Raw genomic sequence first — 23963 nt, 5'->3', positions numbered from 1 at the left:
TAACCAAATACCCCACAACTTGGGTTTGTTTGTAGTGAGCCCAGAGGTTTAGTGACCATGCGGGGTGTTTGGGAATATTTCCTTTTATCGGCGGCTCTCTGGTGAGTGTGCGTTGATTTGACTATGATGCGTTACAAAAATTAAAACTAACAAGGTAAATTTAAGGGTAACAATGAAAAAACTGACCTACACAATACTCGGACTGAGCCTGACGGCGGCCAGCGCCGTGTCGGCCAAAGATCAGCCGCAGGATCTGGGCATTATCGACGTAGTCGGCGTTACGCCGTTACAGGGTTCCGGGGTAGCGGCCAATAAAATACCGGCCAATATTCAAACCGTTACTGCCGAGCAGCTGGAAAAAGCCCAAAGCATTAGCCTGGCCGATTATATAAACCGCTATTTGGGCAGCGTGCATATTAACGAAGCGCAGAATAACCCGTTACAGCCGGACATTTCTTATCGCGGTTTTGTCGCTTCACCGCTGCTCGGTTTGCCGCAAGGCTTATCGACCTATGTTAACGGCGTCCGCTTTAACGAACCGTTTGGCGATACGGTTAATTGGGATTTGATCCCCGAAGGGGCGATTGAGTCGATGGCTTTGTATCCGGGATCTAACCCGGTTTACGGCTTGAACAGTCTGGGCGGAGCCATATCGATCAAGACCAAAACCGGGTTTTCGGCGCCCAAGCATGAACTGGAAGCTTACGGCGGTTCCTGGGGCAGACATTCGGAAGAATTAAGCAGCGGCTGGAATAACGGTACCTGGGGCTATTTTCTAGACCTGCATCACTTTGAGGAAGACGGCTGGCGGGATTTTTCGCCGACCAAGGCCGATCAGGCATTCGGCACCTTGAGCTGGCGCGGCGATAAGGGTTCGTTAGACCTAACCTTGGGCGGCAATGATAATAACATGCGCGGCAATGGCGCCGCGCCGGTCCAGTTGCAGCAACAAGACCGGGCGGCGGTATTCACCCACCCCGACCAGACCGTTACCCGGATGTTCTTTTCCGAATTGGCGGGCAGTTATGATCTGGCTGATGATATTGAAGTCAGCGGTAATGGCTATTTCAGGCAGAACCGCATCAGGACTTTTAATGGCGATAACAGCGATTTTGATGCCTGCGAACTGTCTGGAAATGCGGGGTTCTTGTGCGCAAACTCGGGCGCTGATGATGAAGAAGTTGCTGTCGATGTGAACGGTAATAATGTGTTTGCCAGCGACGCGGTGGAAGGCGCAACCAACAACACCAGTCAAACTCAGATGCGCAGCCGTGGCGGCACCTTGCAGACGGTGTTCGCCCGGGATTTGTTCAAGCATGAGAACAACCTGACGGTGGGCACCAGTTACGATTATGCCGAGACCCATTTCGCTTCGGACACCGAGCTTGGTTCGCTGACCGATACCCGGGGCACCACGCAAAGCGGAATTCTTATCGACGAATCCAGGGTTCGTTTGCATACCAATACCTCTACGGTGGGCGTATTTCTGACCGACAGTTTTTCCATTACCGATGAGCTAACGGCGACTATCGCCGGGCGTTATAACTACAGTCATATCAATATGGAGGATAAGTATATAAAAGATCCTGCAAAAACCCTGGACGGTTCGCATACCTTTGAGCGGCTTAATCCTTCTGCCGGATTGACTTATCAAATCAGGGATAATCTGAACGTGTACGGCAGCTACAGCGAGTCGGCCCGTGCGCCTTCGCCGATGGAATTAAGCTGTGCCGATCCGACGGCTCCGTGTAAATTGCCCAACTCGTTTGTGGCCGATCCGCCGCTGGAACAGGTGGTTGCCAAAACCTGGGAAGGCGGGGTCAGGGGTGATCTGGATGAGCTGTTAGGCAACGGGGATTTGAAATGGAACCTGGGTTATTTCAACACGATCAATCACAATGATATTATTTTTCGCCGCGATGCCTCCAGCGGTCTTATCAGCCAGGGTTATTTCGATAATGTGGGCAAGACCCGCCGCTACGGCATAGAAGCGGGGACAACGGCCAACTATCCGCAGCTGTTCAGCAGCATTGATGACTGGCATTTTTCGACCAACTATACCTATTTGAATGCCCGGTTTATGGATGATTTTGATATCCAGAACCCGCTGAATACTGACGAGGCGATTGCTGTTGGCAAGGGCGACAGAATTCCAGGCATCCCCGAGCATATCTATAAGGCTGCTGTGGGTGTCGATTTATGGCAGCGCGTATCGTTGGGTATCGACGGCATCTACAGCGGCAACAAGGTTTTCAGGGGGGACGAGGCCAATGTGACTGCGCCGCTGGCCGGTTACTGGGTATTTAATGCCAAGGCGGAATACAAGGTGACCAAGAATTTTGCGGTATTCGGCAAGGTCGATAATATTTTCGACAAGAACTATAACTCTTTTGGCGTTTACGGGCAGGCCAATGAGGTATTTCCGCAATTTGACAATAACCGGTTTGTGTCGCCCGGTGCGCCAAGGGCAGGCTGGATTGGGGTGCGCTTGAGTCTGTAGACGAAAGGCGAAGTGTGAAAAGGTGAAAGATGTTTTTTCGTCTTGCGCCTTTCGTCCTTTGCCTTTTTTTGCCAATAAAAAGCCCGCATGAAGCGGGCGTGTTGAGTGCTGTTATTATTGTTATTTAGTTGTTGTTTTTACAACTCGACCCAAGCAGTGACACTTATTTTATTATTATTATCAGCTAGTCTAAAAGACTAATTTCCCCCTCTTAGTCGGTAATTAAACCGGGCTTACTCCGTTAAGCTGGGGGAATTCTATTCAAATGCATCTTCTTTGTCTATTTAAAAATAAAGTTTGCCGGGAAAAATATTGGATGTTATGAAATTATTAATAAATACAGTTAATTACAATATTTTAAAGTATTCTAATATACGAAATGGCAGGCAAGTGGTGCCTTTTTATTCAGGTAGCATTCAGGTTTTTACCGGTCACGTCTGGCTTCTTCTTCCTGGTTGATAAAGAAGTTAAGTTGTTCATTGAGGATGGAGGAGAGTTGGAAATTAAGGCCTTTCGATTTTTGTGCCAGTTTTATTTGCAGGATCGCATTTTTGGTTTGCCCGGTCGCATAGTAGTATTCTGCAAGATAACGATGCGATTCGGCCGGTTGATTTAAATCGCTATAAACTTGGGCCAGCAATTGCGAATAAATCGGCAGGCGCTGGGTTTTAGGCTGTAACTGAAATAAATTTTTCCGTGCCAATTCGGGATTGCCGGCTTTGAGTAGAGCGGTAATGTATTCGAGCTTAATGGCTTCGTTACCCGGAAATCGCTCGGTCAGTTTTTTATATCGGGCCAGCGCCGTGCTGTAATTTTTGGCATCCAGTGCTGTGTGGGCAAGTGCGGTTACGTATTGCGGCTGGTTGGGGTATTCTGTGCTCAGTTGTTGGAAAATACTCTCCGCTTCATTGAATTTTTGCGAGTTAAGTGCGCTCATCCCAAGTCCATAGCGAGTAACGGCGCGTTGTTCGGTCGTTCCTTGATTCAATCTGGATTGAAAATATTTAAGCGTATCGGCATTGTCAGTGCTGGTTAACACCCGGATTTTTGCTTTGGTTAACTGATAGCCGAGTGAGTCGGGATATTGTTTGTAGGGATAGGTTTCGGCGCGTCCCCGGGTGTCGGAAATACGCGAGGCGGTAACCGGGTGAGTTCTTAAAAACTCGGGAATATTCTGGCCGTAATAGCGACTGGATTGCTGCAAGCGTTCGAAAAAAGTGGGCATGCTGCGCGGGTCGAATTGGGAACCGGCCAAGGTCTGCATGCCTACCCGGTCTGCCTCTGCCTCGTTTTCGCGAGTAAAATCGATCTGAAACTGAACGTTACCGGCTTGAATGGCGATGATGGCTGCTTGGCCCAATGCGGGGGATTGGGTGCCCAATAAAATCGCGGCCAAGGTTGCGGCGGCGGTAGGGATCGATAAACGACTGGCGGCCTCATAAGCGCGGTACAAATGGCGCTGGGTAACATGGGCAATTTCGTGCGCCATCACCGAGGCTAATTCACTTTCGGCTTCGGTGATTAAAATTAATCCGGAATTTACGCCAATATAACCGCCCGGCCCCGCAAAAGCGTTAATGTCATTTTCCATAACCACGAAGAAATGGAATGGGTTGCCCGGCGCGTCGCTATTGAAGACCAGTCTTTCACCAATCGTCTGAATGTATTGCTGGATTTCGGCATCCTGATTGATGGCGATTTGCGAGTGCAGGCTGCGGAAAAATGCTTCGCCGAATTCTTTTTCTTCGGCGGGTGAGATCAGGGTGCCGGAAGAATCGCCCATGTCAGGCAATTCGATTTTGCTGATCGGGTCGGCCTGCTGCGAGGCAGGGAAGAGAACCAGGCTTAAAGCCAGGGTAATAGCGGAAAGTTTGAATTTCATACCGTAGGACTGAATTTGTTAGCCGGTTTTCAAGCGGATTATTGGTTGCTCAATGATCATATCGTCCGGTTTATGATCTTGGGTTTTTTCTGGCGGATGTGATGCAAGATAGGTCTATTGTTCCAGATATTCTTCGGTTTCGCAAAGCGGGAGGGAAATAAACTGGTTGCGCCCTTTTTGTTTGGCTTGATAAAGGGCTGCGTCAGCTTTATTTAGCGGGTTATCGTCATTTTCCGGAATGCCGGTGCAAACGCCGACGCTGATGGTTATCCGATTAAATGGGCCTGAGTTTATATGCGGTATTGCCAAATTAAAAACAGCTTTTCTCAGTTTTTCTGCAAATTGTTCGGCGGTTTTTTCGGGTAAATAGGGCATTACCAGAACGAATTCTTCGCCTCCATAACGGGCAACGATGTCGGTGGCGCGTGAGAGTTGCAATTTTAATGCCTCTGCAACTAGCCTTATTGCATTATCGCCGGCTATGTGCCCGTAATAATCGTTATAGGCTTTAAAAAAATCGATGTCGATCATGAAAATGGATAGACAGTGTTTTTGTCTTTTTGCATCGGCTACGGCTATTTCGTAATGCGCATCGAAGAATCTGCGATTGCAGATGTCAGTCAAACTGTCTGTTGTTGCTTCTTTCTTCAGGATTTCCGAATGAGAGCGCAGCATTTTTTCGCGCTTGATTGAAGTGCTGGAATCCGTTACTTGAATGAGACAGCATGATTCATTCAGCTGTGACTGAATGGGCATGATGGTGATCGATTGGTACATCCTGGTTTGCTGTTGATTGGTTTCGGATGCGTTGTACAGAGGCAGTGGTGTGCGGTGCAGGGCAGTGGACAAAACCACGGGCAGTCTGTGCGTCAGGGTGTTTTTGAGTGCGGTCAGGAATGTGGGTGACATAGACTCTGAAAACACCTGTTCAAGTTGCCGATTAAGGGCGTCTGCTTCGTTAATGCCGCTATGTTTGGCGATCCAGTTATTCCAGAGCAATATCTGGCCGTCGGCATCAACAACAATTAACCCGAGGTTAATTGCATTGGATATATCGTCCACACCAAAACGTCTTGTGTCGATTGTATTCATGAAGTGCTGCCAAGGAATTGATCGACATGGGTAACAAGATTGGTCAAAGACGCGGAGCTTAACAGGAAGACCAGATTGCCAGCCGTGCTTTGATTTTCAATGGCTAGGTCGATATGCAGAATCATAATATACGGTTGATTAGTATTCTTCTTGAGTCGCGCTAATATGTCATCGGCTGATGCTACTCTGTAACTGGGTAAGGAACTTTCCAGTGTGAAGTTGAGTATGTCGGCCATCGCGGACAGGCAAGCGTTCAAGATGATATTGCCTAATTCGCACATGGCTTCGTGCTCGAACTCTGCGAGTTCTTCAAGGCTTATTTGCGAGCCCATCATATCGCTAACGATTTTTAAGGCCTGTTCTTCGGTAAATAAAAGCACGGCTTCTGCATTAAATGGGCCGCTAAAGTGCTGGCTTACCGCGCCGAATCGGCCGCTTTTCAGTGATAATGTTGCCGAACTTATATCATTTGAGTTTATGAGTTGTACCGAGGGCACGGAAATACGCACTTCGTCGCCGACAATCTCGCTCAGACTTAATGCAGCACGACCTGCGCCGATACTGAATACTTCTGCGAGAGCATCAAGATGAAGTTCGCTGAGGCTGTTCATTTAGGATTTGTAAGATAAGCTAACGCCAAGGCAATCGATTTTTCTGTAACCGGTTTTGCGACCAATATCGTGCCAAGTGAGCGGGCGCGTTCCTGGTGTGCTTCTTGAATGTTTGCCGAGAAAATAACAACTTTTACCGACGGATGTTTGGCTAGTATTTGCTCTGCGGCGTCGGTTCCTGAGATGCCCGGCATGTTGATGTCCATGGTGCAGTAGTCAGGCAGGTCATTAGCAACAAGTGCAATAGAGTCTTCGCCGCAGACGGCTTCAGAGATGATCCATTCCGGGCGTTGAGCCAGAATATGTGTGCGGATTAACATTCTGGATACCTTGCTGTCATCGACGATCAAAAGCTTTTTTGTTGGACTGTCCACAGGCATGATTGGTTTTTTTTCTGAATTTAAATTTGCGATATTCTACATTAAAAGTGAGTGGCGCGCGTAGCAATTCATGGTTGGGTGCTCAAGATATAAAGTTTTTTTTATTGGATGGGAATAGCCTTTGAGAGCTGATGTTGTAACCGAATTAGTAACTGATGTTACGCGCGGCGTACCTATAAAAAATCGTAGTCCACGAAAAACACAAAAAGCACGAAAAACACAAAAAGCACGAAAAACAAACGGGTACATAGAAGCATGTCGAAAATGCATCCTGATTACAATGAACCTTGGCTAGTATCGTTATGTCGGCATGAATGCCAGTTTCAGTCACATTGATATGAATGAATAATTTGGCATTACACCGTAAGTCGAGGAATATAGGGCTTTACATTTTTTCGTGGCTTTCGTGCTTTTCGTGGACAGTGCGCAACATCAATTAGTAATGAGAAAAATCGTTACTCCAAGCGCAAATTGTTGGGGGATTAGAAATTGATGTTGTCTTGTACCAGACTTTTTCAGTATCGGTAGAGAAGGTATCGGTCCGGTATCGTCGGTAAACCTAATTGGGTGCGTATGTCACGCGTTTCATGATAATGTACGAGCGGATAACAATAATAACAAAAGAGTGAAAACACCGTGTTTGACATTAATTCCTCCCGCCAAAAACGCGCTCTTACCGCGAGCACCGTGGCATTCACCGCCTGCTTTGCGGTGTGGACCATCTTTTCGATCATCGGTTTGCAAATTCAGAAAGACCTGCAGCTAAGCGAGACCGAATTCGGCTTGCTGGTCGGCACGCCGATACTTTCAGGCTCGCTAATCCGGCTGATGCTGGGCATCTGGAGCGATCAGTACGGCGGCCGTATCGTTTACCTGCTGGTGATGGTGACGGCGGCTATTGCCACCTTCCTGTTGACCATTGTTGAAACGTATACGATGTTTCTGGTGACGGCGCTCGGTATCGGCGTCGCCGGCGGTTCGTTTGCGGTGGGCATCGCCTATGTTTCGCGCTGGTATCCTAAAGAGAGGCAAGGCACGGCGTTAGGTATTTTCGGGCTCGGCAACGTCGGCGCGGCGGTGACCAAATTCGTCGCGCCTTTTGTGATGGTCGCATTCGGATGGCATGCCGTAGCACAAATCTGGGCGGCAGCTTTGCTGCTGCTGGCGGTCCTTTTCTGGTTTGTCACTGAAGACGAACCGATGCTTAAACAGCGCCGCGAGTCCGGCAGCAAGCCTGATTCGTTTTTAAAGCAACTGGAGCCGCTGAAGGATATGCGGGTCTGGCGGTTTTCGCTGTATTACTTCTGCGTATTCGGCGCTTTTGTCGCCTTGGCGTTGTGGTTGCCTCGCTATCTGGTCGGCGCATACGGTTTTGATATTAAGTCGGCGGGTATGCTGGCTGCGGCGTATTCCATTTTTGCCAGCCTGTTTCGCGCACTGGGCGGCTGGTTGTCCGACCGTTACGGCGCGCGGTTGTTGATGTACTGGACGTTTATTGTCGCCTCTATTTGTACATTTTTCCTGTCCTATCCCCCTACGGATTACATCGTGCACGGCAGCAAGGGCGACATTGCCTTTAGTCTGGCGCTTCAACCGATGGGCTTTATTTTCCTGGTCTCGGTGCTGGGTCTGTTCATGTCGTTCGGCAAGGCGGCGGTATACAAACATATCCCGGTTTATTATCCCGATAACGTCGGTGCTGTCGGCGGCGCTGTGGGCATGATCGGCGGTCTGGGCGGATTCTTGTTGCCGCTGACTTTCGGTATGTTGAACGATTTGACCGGCATCTGGAGCAGCTGCTTCATGTTGCTGTTCGTATTGATGGCGATCGCGCTGACCTGGATGCATTTTTCCATTGTGCGGATGGAACGCCGCGTCGTACCCGAACTGGCCAAAATATCCAAAGACCTGCATGAGTTGAGTCATCCGGCACCGCTGGTGCTGACCGATTGGAATCCTGAAGACCAGGATTTTTGGGAAAAGACCGGTAAGCGTATCGCTGCACGTAACCTGTGGATCAGCATCCCCGCCTTGCTGCTGGCTTTTGCGGTGTGGATGGTATGGAGCGTCGTGGTGATTAACCTGCCTAGTATCGGTTTTAAATACACCACCAACGAACTGTTCTGGTTGGCGGCCTTGCCGGGATTGTCCGGGGCGACTTTACGTATTTTCTACTCGTTTATGGTGCCGATTTTTGGCGGCCGTCGCTGGACGACGATCAGTACCGCTTCGTTGCTGTTGCCGTCCTTATGGATAGGTTTTGCGGTGCAAAATCCTGAAACGCCTTATGTATTAATGGTGGTCTTGGCCTTGTTATGCGGTTTCGGCGGCGGTAATTTTGCGTCCAGCATGGCCAATATCAGCTTTTTCTATCCCCAATCGCAAAAAGGCACGGCCTTGGGCTTGAATGCCGGTTTAGGCAACTTGGGCGTCAGTACCGTGCAGTTTGTGGTGCCGCTGGTTATCGCGGCGGGCGTGTTTGGTTCGCTGGGCGGCGAGCCGCAAGAGTGGGTTAAGGGCGCGGTGACCAAATCCATCTGGTTGCAAAACGCCGGTTTTATCTGGGTGCCGTTTATCATCGCAACCAGTATCGCGGCGTGGTTCGGCATGAATGATATTGCTTCCGCCAAAGCCTCCTTCAAAGAGCAGTCGGTCATTTTTAAGCGCAAACATAACTGGCTGATGTGCTGGCTTTATACCGGAACATTCGGCTCGTTTATCGGCTATGCGGCCGGTTTTCCGATGCTGATTAAAATCCTGTTCCCCGAGGTTAACCCGATGCAATACGCCTTCTTGGGGCCGCTGGTTGGCGCATTAATCAGGCCGGTCGGCGGTTGGCTGGCGGACAAGCTGGGCGGTGCCAGAGTGACGCTATGGAATTTCGTGATCATGATAGTCGCGGTGTTCGGCGTGCTGCATTTTATGCCTTCGGCCGGTAATGCCGGCGATTTCTGGGGCTTTCTGGCGATGTTCATGCTGTTGTTTATCACCACAGGCATCGGTAACGGTTCTACCTTTCGGATGATTCCGGTTATCTTTATGACTGAGCGTTTATGTGCAGCCAAAGGACAGAGCGAAGAAGCGATTGCCAAAGCCAAAAAAGATGCGGCAAAAGAAGCGGCGGCGGTGCTGGGTTTCAGCTCGGCGATTGCAGCTTACGGCGCATTTTTTATCCCCAAGAGTTACGGCACGGCGATCAGCATGACCGGCACGCCTGATGCGGCGTTATATTGTTTTATGGCTTTTTATCTGGTATGTATAGGTATTACCTGGTGGAATTACGCACGTAAAACGGCGGCTATGCCTTGTTGATGAATTCTATCGTTCCCACGCAGAGCGTGGGAACGATAAACACTAAGGGCAACCACAAGGGATTGCCCCTACAATAATAGGTAAATCTTATGAGCCATTTCCTGGACCGCTTACTTTTCTTCAAGAAAAAAGTAGATACCTTTTCCGGCAATCACGGCGTGGTGACCAATGAAGACCGAAGCTGGGAGAATAGCTATCGATCGCGCTGGCAGCACGATAAAATCGTGCGCTCCACGCACGGCGTTAATTGTACCGGTTCTTGCAGCTGGAAGATCTACGTTAAAAACGGCCTGGTAACCTGGGAAACCCAGCAAACCGATTACCCGCGAACCCGTCCCGACCTGCCCAACCACGAGCCGCGCGGCTGTCCTCGCGGCGCCAGTTATTCCTGGTATTTGTACAGCGCCAACCGGCTTAAATATCCGCTGATACGCGGCCGCTTGGTCAGGTTGTGGCGGGAAGCCAGGCTGACTTTAGACCCGGTTGATGCTTGGGCGTCGATAGTCGAAGATCCGGCTAAAACGGCAGAATACAAGTCGATACGCGGCTTGGGCGGTTTGGTCCGCGCCAATTGGGAAGAAGTCAACGAGATCATCGCGGCGGCCAATATTTACACCGCAAAAACCTTCGGCCCCGACCGGATTATCGGTTTTTCGCCGATCCCGGCCATGTCGATGGTGTCTTATGCGGCCGGTAGCCGATACCTGTCGCTGATCGGCGGCGTCAGCATGAGTTTTTACGACTGGTACTGCGATTTGCCGCCGGCGTCGCCGCAAACCTGGGGCGAGCAAACCGACGTGCCCGAATCGGCCGACTGGTATAACGCCGGATTTTTGATGCTGTGGGGCTCGAACGTGCCGCAAACCCGCACCCCCGATGCCCATTTCATGACCGAGGCGCGTTATAAAGGCGCGAAAGTCGTGGTCGTCAGTCCCGATTATTCGGAGGCCAGCAAATTCGCCGATTTATGGCTGCATCCCAAACAAGGCACCGATGCCGCGCTGGCGATGGCGATAGGTCATGTGATATTGAAGGAATTCCATGTCGAGCGCCAAAGCCCTTATTTCAACCAGTATGTGCGCGAAAATACCGACTTGCCGTTTCTGGTCATGCTGAAAGAACAGGACGGCTGTTATGTGCAGGACCGTTTCTTCAGGGCCTCGGACTTTTTAGGCCAGCTGGGCCAGGACAACAACCCCGACTGGAAAACGGTCGCCTACGATGAAATCAACGGCCACATCGTTCCGCCTTGCGGTTCCATCGGTTTCCGTTGGGGCGAAAGCGGGCATTGGAACATCGAACAAAAAACCGCAGACAATCAGGAAGTGCGCTTACGCTTGAGCTTGATCGATATTAAGGATGATGTCGCCGGCGTCGGCTTCCCTTATTTCGGCGGCTCCGAACATCCGCATTTTACCCATTCCGCCCATGATGCGATTCAACGGCGCAACGTCCCGGTCAAAAAAATCACCCTGGCCGACGGCACCGAAGTATTGGCGACGACGGTGTTCGATCTGCTGGTTGCCAACTACGGCATAGATCGGGGATTGGGCGGCGGCAATGTCGCCAGCTCTTACGATGAAGATTTCCCTTATACCCCGGCTTGGCAGGAAAAAATCACCGGCGTTACCCGAAAAAATGTGATCGCGGTGGCGCGGGAATTTGCGAGAAACGCCGAAAAAACCCGGGGTCGCTCGATGGTGATTCTGGGCGCGGGTATCAACCATTGGTACCACATGGACATGAATTACCGCGGCATCATGAATATGCTGATGCTGTGCGGCTGCGTCGGACAGTCCGGTGGCGGTTGGGCGCATTATGTCGGACAGGAAAAACTGCGTCCGCAAACCGGCTGGCTGCCGCTGGCGTTCGGTCTGGATTGGAAGCGTCCGCCCCGGCAGATGAACAGCACCTCGTTTTTCTACAACCACACCAGCCAATGGCGTTACGAAAAACTCAAAGTCAGCGAGATTTTATCGCCGCTGGCCAAGCCCAAAGACTGGCAAGGCAGCTTGATCGATTTTAACGTTCGTTCCGAGCGCATGGGCTGGTTACCGTCGGCGCCGCAATTGCAAACCAATCCGTTGCAGGTGGTCAGGGATGCGGAAAAAGCCAAAAAAGACCCGATTGAATACGTCGTCAAATCGCTCAAAAGCGGCAAGTTGAAGATGTCCTGCGAAGACCCGGACAACCCGCTTAATTTTCCGCGCAACATGTTTGTGTGGCGTTCCAATTTGCTGGGATCGTCCGGCAAAGGCCATGAATATTTCCTGAAGTATTTGCTGGGCACGCAACACGGTTTGCAGGGCAAAGACTTGGGAGATAGCGCCGATAAACCCTCGGAAGTCGAATGGCATGAAACCGCCGCAGAAGGCAAACTCGATTTGCTGGTCACCTTGGATTTTCGGATGTCCACGACCTGTCTGTATTCGGACATTATTCTGCCGACTGCAACCTGGTACGAGAAAAATGACCTGAACACCTCGGATATGCACCCGTTTATCCATCCGCTATCCAAGGCCGTCGATCCCGCCTGGGAGTCGCGTTCCGATTGGGATATTTACAAAGGTATCGCCAAGAAATTCTCGGAATTAACTGTAGGGCATTTGGGCGTGGAAAAAGATATTGTCGCCGTGCCGATTCTGCATGACACACCGGCAGAGCTGGCTCAGCCTCTGGAGGTCAAGGACTGGAAGAAAAAGCAATGCGACCCGGTTCCCGGTAAAACCATGCCGACGCTGGTGGTGGTTGAGCGTGACTACCCGAACACCTATAAAATGTTCACCTCGCTGGGGCCATTGATGAGCAAAGTCGGCAACGGCGGCAAAGGTATCGCCTGGAACACCGAGACCGAAGTCAAGCAACTGGGCGAACTGAATCGACTGGTGACTGACGAAGGCATCAGCAAAGGCTTGCCGCGTATCGAATCCGATATTGATGCGACCGAAGTGATCCTGATGCTGGCGCCCGAAACCAATGGTCATGTCGCGGTTAAAGCGTGGGCAGCTTTAAGCAAAATCACCGGACGGGATCATACTCATCTGGCTCTGCCGCGTGAAGACGATAAAATCCGCTTCCGCGATGTACAGGCGCAGCCGCGCAAGATTATCTCGTCGCCGACCTGGAGCGGCTTGGAATCCGAGCAAGTCTGTTATAACGCCTGCTACACCAACGTACACGAGCGGATTCCCTGGCGCACCCTGACCGGCCGCCAGCAGTTTTATCAGGATCACAGCTGGATGCGGGCGTTCGGCGAGACTCTGTGCGTCTACAAGCCGCCGGTCGATACCCGCTCCATCGCGCCGATTTTGGGACAAAAGCCCAACGGCAATGACGAGCTGGTATTGAATTTCATCACACCGCACCAGAAATGGGGCATACACAGCACCTATACCGACAATCTGTTGATGCTGACCTTGTCGCGCGGGGGCCCGATCGTGTGGATGGGCGAGATTGACGCGGCGAAAGTCGGCATCAAGGACAACGACTGGATAGAGGCCTTTAACGTCAACGGTGCGCTGGTCGCCAGGGCGGTCGTCAGTCAGCGTGTTCCCGAAGGCATGTGCATGATGTATCACGCCCAGGAAAAAACAGTCAATGTGCCGGGTTCGGAAATGACCGGCGGGCGCGGCGGCATTCATAACTCGGTTACCCGGGCGACGCTTAAACCGACGCACATGATCGGCGGTTACGCCCAACTGAGTTACGGCTTTAACTATTACGGCACGGTCGGCTCCAATCGGGATGAGTTTGTGATTGTGCGCAAGATGAGCAAAGTCGATTGGCTGGATGAAACCAGCGAGCCCAATCAAGATGGTCAAGCTGCGAATCAACAGGAGGAAGTGTAATGACTAATGCCAGGAAAAGACCGCGCAATATTCGCGCACAAATAGGCATGGTGTTAAATCTGGACAAGTGTATCGGCTGTCACACTTGCTCCATCACCTGTAAAAACGTCTGGACCTCGCGCAAAGGGGTTGAATATGCGTGGTTTAACAATGTCGAAACCAAGCCGGGGATAGGGTTTCCGCAGCAATGGGAAAACCAGGACAAATGGAACGGCGGATGGGTGCGTAAAATCAACGGCAAGATAGAACCGCGTCAAGGCAGTAAGCGTATGATCTTGCGCAATATTTTCGGAAACCCTGATTTGCCTGCCATCGACGATTATTACGAACCGTTCGATTTCGATTACCAGCATTTGCATAATGCCAAAGAATCGAAAAACCCGCCAACTGCGCGCCCTTATTCGTTGATTACCGGCGAGCGCATGGAAAAAATCGAAGGCGGCCCGAACTGGGAAGAAATTCTGGGTACCGAGTTTTCATCTCGTTCGCGCGATATCAACTTCGACAACATCCAGAAAGACATGTACGGTGAATTTGAAAACACCTTCATGATGTATTTGCCGAGGTTGTGCGAACACTGCCTTAACCCGACCTGCGTTGCGGCCTGTCCCAGCGGCTCGATCTACAAGCGCGAAGAAGACGGCATTGTGTTGATCGACCAGGACAAATGCCGCGGCTGGCGGATGTGCGTTTCGGCGTGCCCGTACAAAAAAATCTACTACAATTGGGAGACGGGGAAATCGGAAAAATGCACGTTCTGCTACCCGCGCATCGAAGCGGGGGAGCCTACGGTTTGCTCGGAAACCTGCGTCGGGCGGATTCGTTATTTAGGCGTGTTGCTGTACGACGCCGACCGTATCGAAGCCGCGGCCAGCTGCGAAAACGAGCAGGACTTGTACCAGCAACAGCTGGATGTTTTCCTCGATCCATTCGATGAAGCAGTGATAGCGGAAGCGCGAGCAGGCGGTATTCCCGAATCCTGGCTGACAGCGGCGCAGGAATCGCCGGTTTATAAAATGGCGATAGACTGGAAAGTCGCGTTTCCGCTGCATCCGGAATTTCGCACATTGCCTATGGTCTGGTATGTACCGCCGCTATCGCCGATACAGTCGGCCGCGGAAAACGACCAGATCGGCATGGATGGCGATATTCCCGACGTGCGCTCCCTGCGCATTCCGGTGCAGTATCTGGCCAACTTACTGACAGCGGGCAAGGAAGAACCCGTGGTGTTGGGTTTGGAACGGATGCTGGCAATGCGGGCTTACATGCGCAGTCTTACCGTCGATGGCGTGGTTAATACCGAAGTCTTGGAGCGCGTCGGTTTGACCCAGTTGCAGGTCGAGGAAATGTACCGCTACATGGCGATTGCCAATTACGAAGACCGTTTTGTGATTCCAAGCAGTCATCGCGAATACGCCAGTTCCACTTTTGATGCTTACGGCGAGCAAGGCGACTGCGGATTCAGTTTCGGCAGCGGCTGTTCTACCGGAAACAATGAGACCAACCTGTTCGGCGGCAACAAGAAGCCGCAACGTGGCGGCGGTATTCCGATCAAGATTCCGATTAAAGTGGAACCGGCAAAATAAGGAATTAGTATGCAAACATTAAAAGTAGTCTCTCCGACCCAACACCTCATATCGTTCCCACGCTGGAGCGTGGGAACGATAACGCAGGAGCTAAAATGAGCATGCAAACCCTAAAAGTTCTATCGCTACTGCTGAGCTATCCCGAAGCCGAGATGCTCGAAGCATTGGACGAAATGGCGGCGGTTGTCGAGCAGGAAAATCTGTTGCCGGACGACCATAAAAAATCCGTATTGGCGTTGATCGATTCCTACCGCGGCGCAGATCTGCTGGATGTTCAAGAGGATTATGTGGCGCTATTCGACCGGGGACGGTTTTTGTCGCTGCATATTTTCGAGCATGTCCACGGCGAATCCCGCGACCGGGGGCAGGCCATGGTTAATCTGCTGCAAATGTACGAGGCGCACGGCTTTGAAATGTCCACGCATGAATTGCCCGATTACATCCCGTTATTTCTGGAGTTTCTGTCGCAGCAGGAACGGGCAGAAGCCGTGCAGTTATTGCACGATGCGATGCCTGTACTCAGTCTGTTGGGTGCACGGCTAAGCGAACGCGGCAGCGAATTTAGCGCAGTTTTCGATGCGCTATCGGGTTTTGCCGGCGAACCCGAAGCGCTGGCCGAAATCCGCCTACAAGCCGCAACCGAAGGCGAGGATGAAACTCTGGTCAATATGGATGAAATCTGGGAAGAAGAAGCCGTCAGTTTTATGGGGGCAGGGGATGCGTGCAAAAGTCAAGCCGCCGCCGTCAGCCCGATCACCATCACGCCGCGCGATGAATATTTAAAAGCGCAAAACCGTTCTCTTTAAAAGGAGTCATATCGTGGATTATCTCAATACCTTACTATTCGGCTATTACCCTTATATCGCGATCAGCGTATTTTTCATCGGCAGCCTGGCGCGCTATGACCGTGATCAATACACCTGGCGCACCGGTTCCAGCCAGTTTCTGCGCGCCGACGAATTAAGGCTGGGCAGCAATTTATTCCATATCGGCATCCTGTTGCTGTTCGTCGGGCATTTCGTCGGCCTGTTGACGCCGCCTGCGGTTTATCACGCCTTTGGCTTGTCGACGTCGGCAAAACAAATACTGGCTGTTATTGCCGGTGGCGTTTTCGGTGGCGTATGTTTAAAAGGCATCATCATCCTGATACGCCGTCGCCTGACCGATGCGCGCATTCGGGCCACCAGCAGTCGTATGGATATATTCATTCTGCTGCTGATCGGCGTACAGCTGGCGCTGGGTCTGCTGACCTTGCCGATTTCACTTTATCATTATGACGGCGCCAATATGTTGCTGCTGTCGGAATGGGCGCAACGCATCGTGACGTTTCGTAGCGGTGCAGCGGATCAAGTCAGCGAGATCGGCATTATCTTCAAATGGCATTTATTTTTAGGACAGACCTTGTTTTTGGTTTTCCCGTTCAGTCGTTTGGTGCATGTCTGGAGTGTGCCGCTGGGTTATATCACGCGACCTTATCAAGTCGTACGTAAGCGTTAAACCTAAAAACCGCAGTTAGTCCACGAAAAGCACGAAAGACACGAAAGAAATCAGTATGTTGTATTACGCAGTCATTCACCCTTTGGGTGACGATCTACAACTTGGTATCTCTTTGAATATTTTCGTGCTTTTTGTGTTTTTCGTGGATCAAATGATTTTTCTAGGTTAAAGAATAAGTAGGGTGCTTTCTTTACTGGTCGTTGAATTACCGCGTCATCAAGGTGAGCAAAGCATCAGGCAAATATTAAGGCTTAAAAAAAAAGCGGCTAAAGAAATTAGCCGCTTTTTTATTGTGAATGAGAGCCATAAATTGCTGTTAATTTACAACTCAGTCGGTTATCTGTCTTCTTTGGTAGCAGGAGTAGCCGTTTCAGCTGGAGCAGTAGTTGCTTCAGAAGCTGGAGTAGGTGCTGGAATTGCGATTTCACCACCAACGGTTGTGGTTGGTTGTTCGCTGCCTTTATCACAGCCACTAAGTAAAGCAAGGCTGATAATGCCAGTTGTCAGCAGGATATTTAATTTCATGTTTACACCTTTAATTTAGTTAGATTGGTAAGATAAAAAATTTTAAAAAAATGGTTGTCTAAAATTACCGCGAGTTAATTGTTCAATAAAAATAGCGGATCTAAGGCCTTAGTTGAATCTGATTCATTGCTAAATCCGTTAATTCATTCATTAACACAAGCTAGGCATTATTTTAGATCGGACTCATGATAGAGCAGGTTCCCTTAACGGCAGATTAACAAGCTATGCAGCGCGGTAGGATAGGTAGAGCAACGCGAACCCCATCACATCGGCGATATTGGATTATGATGGGTTCCGGCTATGCCTCTCGGCAACTGCTCCTGCATTGCTCTACCTTCTGCATCCATGCAGTCGTAAAGCGCCTACTTTGGGTGCTCTGCCTCCTGCAGCCATCCTACTTGGCTTTTCTTATCGGGACTCGCCCATGCCGTTAAATTGTTTTGCCAAATAGCTCGCATAGTTATCGGTCATGCCGCTGATATAATCAATCACGCGCATCAATGCCAGATATTTGGGCGTTAATTTTTCGCCTTTTTTGATTTGACGGTCAAAAGTATCCCTGCCAATCAGATCGACTACCCGTCTGCTTCTAAAAGATATTTGAGTAGGGTTGTCGACCAATTCTATAGCGGCGCTACACATAATATCTAACAGTGTCGAGATGATGTGGTATGAGCCTATTTCCAGTTCAATTTTTCGGGGATGTGAAAATATTTTGGTTTTTGCGGTATTTTTGGCCTGTTCTACAGACTCTCTGATATTAGCAGGGCATAAGGAAATTAAATCGCCATGTTTGCCTTGAAGGAGTCCTTGTTCATTGCTAATAAAGGCCTCTGTTGCCGCGTCAATGTACGCTGAAATAACCTTTCCTCTAATGAGGGCCGGTTTTTGCCTATCAGAGGCTTTTGCTAAATCAGCTTCCAGGCTATCGATTTCCGCTGGGTTCAACACCGGTTTCAATATATCAAAAATATCATCCCAGCGAAGAATGTCCATTTCAAGGCCGTCTTCGAGATCCAAAATGCCATAGCAAAAATCGTCAGCGGCTTCCATGAGGTAAACCAGTGGATGCCGGCAATACCAGTTATTGCCTGGTTGTTTTTCCAATCCGACCGCTAAGGCAATTTCATCAAAAATGGCCAATTCTGACTGAAAAACGCCATATTTATTCGGCTTCGGACGCTTTCCTTCGGCACTAGGTAGTGACGTCCACGGATATTTGATGAACGAGGCAAGCGTTGAGTAGGTCAATCTCATGCCGCCGTCATCAGGGTGATATTCTGAAGAAGTTAATAAGCGCAATCCCTGGGCATTGCCTTCAAAAAACAGGAGATCATGTTTCTCTTCAACGCTAAGGTCGGTCAAATGACGGTTGCCATCATATTTAAACCAGTTGCGAATGGCTTCTTCACCGGTGTGGCCGAAGGGCGGATTGCCAATATCATGTGCCAAGCAAGCAGATTGGACAATGTCCCCCAAATCGGTGGGTACAAATTCCCCAGGAAGACGGCCTTTTTCCTGTAATGCATGGCCGACTTTAATGCCTAAGCTGCGTCCAACACAGGCAACTTCAAGGCTGTGCGTCAAACGATTATGTATATGATCATTCGTCGCTAGCGGATGGACCTGGGTCTTCTTTGCCAAGCGCCTGAATGCGCCTGAAAATATAATCTTGTCGTGATCAGAATTAAAAGGCGAGCGCCCAAGCTCTTGTTTGGCTGCTGTACGCCCCAATTTATCAGTGTTTAATAGTGTGTTCCATTCCATAATCAGGTCTTTTAAGTTGAGTGTGTTTAGCTAAATAGGAAGGGTAAAAGAGCCTGACATCCTATCTGATTTAAGAACATTTTCGTACAGGGGTTATTTCTTTTTAAACCCATGCAGCATCGCTCGAACCAGATTTTCATGGTGGATATAGCTTTCAACAGCTACGCCTATAACATGTACAACCACCAAAATCAGCGTGAAGTTGGCGAAAAATTCATGCACTTCTTCCCACATCTTTTCGTTAGCGGAGCCTATAGCCGCCAGCGGTCCGGCTGCCTGGTCTGCGCCGTACACCGCAAAGCCGGTGATAACCGTCATCAATAAACTGACCAGCAATAATACAATCATCGCCGCACCCGCCGGATTGTGGCCGAGGTAACGCTGGGTTTTTAATGCGATCAAATCTTTAAGATAGGCAATCGACTTGGCGGGACTGCATAAAAAACTTGAGAACCGGGCATAGTCGTTGCCGATAAATCCCCAGATTAATCTGAACACCAATAATCCGCTTACCAGATAACCGGCCCAGACGTGAACCGTTAATAAGTCATCTTCAGTCAGGTAAGCGATAAAAAATCCGGCAACCAGCAGCCAGTGAAAAATTCTAAGCGGAAGATCCCATACTTTAACTAATTCTTGCGATTCCATTTTTGTACTCCTGTTTCTGTTGTGTGGATAGGGTATTGAGAGAAATTGAAAATGCAATCGAGCTTAACATGACATAAAAAAAACGGGTAGATCATTAGCTTTGCAGTTATCGCACGGCAAGCCGGAAATACCATTTCGCGCTAAGTGATTTTAATAGGGACTGTTTTTTTGTAACAACCTGTTCGATAACCCTAAAAACCGCAATTAGTCCATGAAAAGCACGAAAGCCAAAAGTAGGCGCCTCTAGGCGACACGAAAAAAATCAGTATGTTGTATTACACAGCCATTCACCCTTTTGGTGGCGATTCACATTTGGTATCTCTTTAAATCTTTTCGTGCTTTTTTTGTCTTTCGTGGAGCAAATGATTTTTCTAGGATAACGGCTTAGAATTGGATGACAACGTAAATCTGTTAAAAATCAGGCCAAAAAAAACGGCACCCGCAGGTGCCGTTTTCTTGAACTAAATAATCGGATTATTTACGATTAGTGATCGCCATCGTTTTGTCGTTACCTGTACCAGAATGCTGGACGCTCACGAACAGGGTGTGAGGGTCTTTACCGAAGTAAATGCCTGAGCCTTCTGCCGATTCGTCTTTCAAGGAAGCGAACAGGTGTACGCCGTCTTGATAACCGTCGTTGTTGGCATCTTCAGAGGCTGGGTCATAAACCCAGATGTCGCTGAAGCCGTTGTCTTCCACCATCCACAACTTGCCGTCAGGGCCGCTGGCCAGATTGTCTACTTTCGCGAAGCCGGTCGCACCAGTCGCCTGATTTTCGATCGGCGCATTCTTGCCGGCAGCAACGGCATATTTGACTGATGGCGTTTCTTCCAGTGTTACGGCCAAGACTGCGCTACGGCCACTGGTGTTGGTAGCGTTATCGACATCCTCGCAAGTCAGCGCGACGTACAGGGTCTTGCCAATGCGTTCCAGGTCTTCAGGGCGACAGAATGGGGTTGCGCCGACAGCAGTTGCCGCTACGCGGGCACTGATTTGCGCTTGGTTCATATCCAGAGCTATCCATTCCGCCGCGCCGGTTTTACCTGAATTCACTTTCAATGCGTAAAGCTGTCCGCCGCTTAGATCGCCATAAGTAGTCGGCATGAATTTGTAGATCGAGCCTTTTTTATCTTCGTCGATCACATAGACATTGCCTTCGACATCGATTTCCAGGCCTTCATGCGACAGAGAACCGAGTTTAGGCAGAACGGTCACGCTTTCCATGGTGGTCGGGTCGCCGGCTTTCAGTTTCAGCTCATAGACCAGACCGCTTTCGGCTAGTGGAGCATCCGGATCAGGGCGCTGAGAATCGATGACTTCTTCCGAAAACAGTATAGTATGCCATGGTGTCCAGACGATACCGTCGATCGCTTCCCAATCGTCGCGTCCGACCACTTCCTTGGCTTCCCCGGTTTTCAGGTCAACGACGGAAACCGCGCCGCCGCTATTACCATCAACACGTAGAGAATTGCCATCGTTGCCGATGGCGCCGCCGCGAACTTCATGGGTGCGGTACAGATAACGGCCCGCGTGTTTTTGGGTTTCGTTCACGGTGTTCATGTCGTTCCAGTCGGTGCCGACATAGATGTTCAGGTCGTTTTCGTCAGAAATGATAGATTGGCTATAGCCTTCTGGGATGATCCAGGGTGTAGTGTTAAGGTCGGTAGCGTTTTGCTGGCCGTAGGCGGAACCGGAAATAGAATCAAACGCCATAGGCCCTTGAATTTCAGAATCGGCAATTGCAAGAGTCGGGATAATTGCGCTAATAGCAAGCGATAATAGTGTTTTTGTAACTTTCATTATGTACTCCAGGATAGCATAGGGTTATTTGGCTGGCAGCCAACGCTTATAGTAAATAGCTTATGTTACAAAACGGAGTGGGTAGTGTTACAACTTGGTTAAGTTATTTTTTAACATTATCTACAATAGCCTCGGTTTGCCAGCCGCCGCCTAGCGCTTTATACAGGGCAACCATGTTGCTGGAGAGCTGGGACTCGCTGCTGACCAGCAAGCTCTGGGCCTGATAAAGCGTCGTTTGGCCTGTCAGTACATCGAGAAATGCGGTCAGGCCCTTTTGATAGCGTTCGTTGGCTAGTTGAACCGCCAGCTGGTTTGCTGCAACGGCTTGCGCCAGCGCCTTGTGTCGTTCCTGTTCTTTGCTGTAGGCGATCAGTGCATCTTCGACTTCCTTGAAAGCGGATAAAACCGTGGATTGATAAGTCAGGAAGGTTTGTTCAAATTGTGCTTTTTTGCTGTTGATATTGGCGTTCAATTTTCCCCAGTTGAAGATTGGCATCGTTAATGACGACGCTGCCGACCATGATTTTCCGAGTGGGGTGAAGTCGGTGATGGTGGTGTTTTGCAAGCCGATGAATGCCGCGAGGTTGATTTTCGGGTACAGCTCGGCGGTCGCAACGCCGACCGATGCGTTGGCGACGGCCAGCTGCCGTTCGGCGCGGCGAATGTCCGGTCGGCGCTGTAATAATTCTGAGGGGAGGTTGGTTATCACCTTAGTAGCAATGGTCGGGATAATGCCTTGTCGATCAAGCCGAACGACCAGCGCACCGGGTTCCTTGCCGAGCAACACGCTGAGTGCGTGTACCGATTGCTTGACTGCCGTTTCATAGTTCGGCAACTGCGCCTCGGTCGTGGCGGCCTGGGCTTGCGCTTGGGTCACTTCCAGCATGCTCGCAAGCCCTGTCTGTTGGCGGATTTGCGTCAGTTCCCGGGTTTCCTGTTGCGCGTGTAAATTTTCACGGGTTATTGCGATCAGCCGTTGATTGGCGCGTAGCTCGATGTAGTTGCGGGCGACATCCCCCAGCAGGGTGATCAGTACATCCCGGCTGTTTTCCACTTCGACATCAATCGTTGCATCGGCGGCTTCCACCGCCCGTCTGACGCCGCCGAAAAAATCCAGCTCCCATTGGGTGTCAAAGCCCATTTGGAAAATGTTGATGAACTGATTACCGATGCCAAAACCGCCGCCCGCAGAGGATGTGCCGGACTGGGAAGCCGATGAGGATGAGTTGTTGAACCGCCTGCTGACGTTGCTCTTGGCGTCCAAGCTGGGCAAGCCTGTGGCAATGGTCGCAGAACGCAGGACGCGGGCATCTTTAACCCGTTCCAAGGCAAGCTTTAAATCCAGGTTGGACGCGATCGCGTCGCCGATCAGTTGGTCGAGTACCGGATCATTAAAAGCCTTCCACCATTTGTCCGGTTGGGAACCTGTAGCCGCAGTCGATTCAGTCCATTGCCGGGGAACCGGTATTTTCGGGCGCTGATAGTCGGGGCCGACAGCAAAGCAGCCGGATAACAGCAGCGCGGCAAAAAGCGCAAGGGGACGACAAATCATAACGGTGAACCGCCGTCGCCGGAATAATCCTTGGCTTCAATGAATACGTCCATCTGCTGGCCCACATAGACGGGCAGTTGGTTCCTGTCAAAACTGTACAGCGCCTGCAATACCCGCGTATCCACCTGTTCGGTGCTGTCGCCGGTCAGTGATTTTTTGGGTATGACGTAAGGCTCCACATAAGCCGGAATCAGGTCGGTTTTGAAGTTTCGATTGCCGCGCAGGAAGGCCACGGCCTTGCTGTTTTTGTCGAACCGCCAGGCATCATTCTCGTCGATGTCTACCCGCACATGCAGCTGGTCCATGTTGCCCAGCACCAGCAGAGGCGTGTTCAGGGCTCCGGCCTGGGCGAATTCGCCAGGTCGGATGTTGACTTGCAAAACTTCGCCATTGACCGGCGCTTGAATGGCGAGCCGGGCCAGCGTGGTTTGTGTCGTTGTCAGCGCGGCTTCGGCCTGTTGCACCAGGGCCTTGGCGCTGTCCAGTCTGGCTGAGTTGATCAGCAGCGCATTGCGGCGTCTAAGCAGTTCCTCGGAACTGATGGCGCGCCGGTCGGTTATGGCTTCGGCCAAATCGCTCAGCGATTGGGTATCTTTGACTGAGGCTAAGGCTTCGTTAACGCCTGCCCGAGCTTTGGCGAGATCGGCACGTTTAACGGCCAACTCTGCACGGGTATCTCGGTCGTCCAGATAAAACAGCGGCGCGCCAGCTTTGACCTTATCGCCAACCTTGACGGCCACGGTCTTGACGATGCCGGACAAAGGCGTGCCGATCGCGATGTTCTGGCTTTTTGCCTCGACAATACCCGATCCGGCAATAAACGATTTAAACGGCGCGGAGGCAGGCACCGCAACGGCGGGAGCAATGGGTATCGGCTTATTGCTGTTGACGACCGTATAAGCCGCAAAAAGGAATCCGGCCGCTGCCAGTATCGGTAATGTGTATTTGACTTGCATATCACCT

At 50.5% G+C, this 23963-nt stretch carries 16 protein-coding genes; 7 read left to right on the top strand and 9 right to left on the bottom strand.

Translation table 11 applies throughout. The features are described 5' to 3' along the window. Positions 1-172: 172 nt before the first annotated feature. The gene (locus tag RW114_RS02680; protein ID WP_340121168.1) at positions 173-2500 is read left to right on the top strand and encodes a TonB-dependent receptor; all 2328 of its coding nucleotides are present in this window, start codon (positions 173-175) and stop codon (positions 2498-2500) included. A gap of 424 nt (positions 2501-2924) precedes the next feature. On the opposite strand, the gene RW114_RS02675 is transcribed toward RW114_RS02680, so the two are convergent. From RW114_RS02675 to RW114_RS02660, 4 genes are all read right to left on the bottom strand, one after another. Beyond that, positions 2925-4382 carry a M48 family metalloprotease gene (locus RW114_RS02675; RefSeq protein WP_340121167.1) on the bottom strand — a complete coding sequence of 486 codons (1458 nt, stop codon included), beginning with the start codon at positions 4380-4382 and terminating at the stop codon, positions 2925-2927. A 114-nt stretch (positions 4383-4496) separates the two neighbouring features. After that, complete coding sequence (locus RW114_RS02670; protein WP_340121166.1) at positions 4497-5474, bottom strand: sensor domain-containing diguanylate cyclase; 978 nt, start codon at positions 5472-5474, stop codon at positions 4497-4499. Continuing rightward, positions 5471-6085, bottom strand: a complete 615-nt coding sequence (locus RW114_RS02665) for a chemotaxis protein CheX (RefSeq protein WP_340121165.1) — start codon at positions 6083-6085, stop codon at positions 5471-5473. Before RW114_RS02665 ends, RW114_RS02670 begins: the two co-directional genes overlap by 4 nt. Continuing rightward, positions 6082-6465, bottom strand: a complete 384-nt coding sequence (locus RW114_RS02660; RefSeq protein ID WP_340121164.1) for a response regulator transcription factor — start codon at positions 6463-6465, stop codon at positions 6082-6084. The genes RW114_RS02665 and RW114_RS02660 overlap by 4 nt, the downstream gene beginning before the upstream one ends. A gap of 636 nt (positions 6466-7101) precedes the next feature. Between RW114_RS02660 and RW114_RS02655 the strand changes: the two genes are divergently transcribed. The 6 genes from RW114_RS02655 to RW114_RS02630 all read left to right on the top strand — a co-directional run bounded on the left by RW114_RS02655 (position 7102) and on the right by RW114_RS02630 (position 17252). Next, complete coding sequence (locus RW114_RS02655; RefSeq protein WP_340121163.1) at positions 7102-9777, top strand: nitrate/nitrite transporter; 2676 nt, start codon at positions 7102-7104, stop codon at positions 9775-9777. Positions 9778-9866: 89 nt separating this feature from the next. Next, on the top strand, positions 9867-13625 hold the full coding sequence (locus tag RW114_RS02650; RefSeq protein ID WP_340121162.1) for a nitrate reductase subunit alpha: 3759 nt from the start codon (positions 9867-9869) through the stop codon (positions 13623-13625). Next, on the top strand, positions 13625-15211 hold the full coding sequence (narH, locus tag RW114_RS02645; RefSeq protein ID WP_340121161.1) for a nitrate reductase subunit beta: 1587 nt from the start codon (positions 13625-13627) through the stop codon (positions 15209-15211). The genes RW114_RS02650 and narH overlap by 1 nt, the downstream gene beginning before the upstream one ends. A 95-nt stretch (positions 15212-15306) precedes the next feature. Beyond that, complete coding sequence (narJ, locus tag RW114_RS02640; RefSeq protein WP_340121160.1) at positions 15307-16017, top strand: nitrate reductase molybdenum cofactor assembly chaperone; 711 nt, start codon at positions 15307-15309, stop codon at positions 16015-16017. A gap of 13 nt (positions 16018-16030) precedes the next feature. Then, positions 16031-16708, top strand: a complete 678-nt coding sequence (gene narI / locus RW114_RS02635) for a respiratory nitrate reductase subunit gamma (RefSeq protein ID WP_340121159.1) — start codon at positions 16031-16033, stop codon at positions 16706-16708. A gap of 181 nt (positions 16709-16889) precedes the next feature. Next, complete coding sequence (locus tag RW114_RS02630; RefSeq protein ID WP_340121158.1) at positions 16890-17252, top strand: hypothetical protein; 363 nt, start codon at positions 16890-16892, stop codon at positions 17250-17252. Positions 17253-17641: 389 nt separating this feature from the next. On the opposite strand, the gene RW114_RS02625 is transcribed toward RW114_RS02630, so the two are convergent. The 5 genes from RW114_RS02625 to RW114_RS02605 form a co-directional block, all read right to left on the bottom strand. Then, positions 17642-19000, bottom strand: coding sequence for a deoxyguanosinetriphosphate triphosphohydrolase (locus RW114_RS02625; protein WP_340121157.1), 1359 nt, complete (start codon positions 18998-19000; stop codon positions 17642-17644). A gap of 93 nt (positions 19001-19093) precedes the next feature. After that, positions 19094-19648 carry a cytochrome b/b6 domain-containing protein gene (locus RW114_RS02620; RefSeq protein WP_340121156.1) on the bottom strand — a complete coding sequence of 185 codons (555 nt, stop codon included), beginning with the start codon at positions 19646-19648 and terminating at the stop codon, positions 19094-19096. A gap of 474 nt (positions 19649-20122) precedes the next feature. Further along, a complete protein-coding gene (locus RW114_RS02615) occupies positions 20123-21448 on the bottom strand; it encodes an alkaline phosphatase PhoX (protein ID WP_340121155.1) in 1326 nt (441 codons plus the stop codon). A gap of 103 nt (positions 21449-21551) precedes the next feature. Beyond that, a complete protein-coding gene (locus RW114_RS02610) occupies positions 21552-23000 on the bottom strand; it encodes an efflux transporter outer membrane subunit (protein ID WP_340121154.1) in 1449 nt (482 codons plus the stop codon). Further along, positions 22997-23956, bottom strand: a complete 960-nt coding sequence (locus tag RW114_RS02605; protein WP_340121153.1) for an efflux RND transporter periplasmic adaptor subunit — start codon at positions 23954-23956, stop codon at positions 22997-22999. The genes RW114_RS02610 and RW114_RS02605 overlap by 4 nt, the downstream gene beginning before the upstream one ends. Between the last annotated feature and the right edge of the window lie 7 nt (positions 23957-23963).

This window comes from Methylobacter svalbardensis (assembly GCF_037671525.1).
In the GTDB taxonomy this organism is placed as follows: Bacteria; Pseudomonadota; Gammaproteobacteria; order Methylococcales; family Methylomonadaceae; genus Methylobacter_A; species Methylobacter_A svalbardensis.
This window is presented reverse-complemented; position numbering and strand designations above follow the sequence as displayed.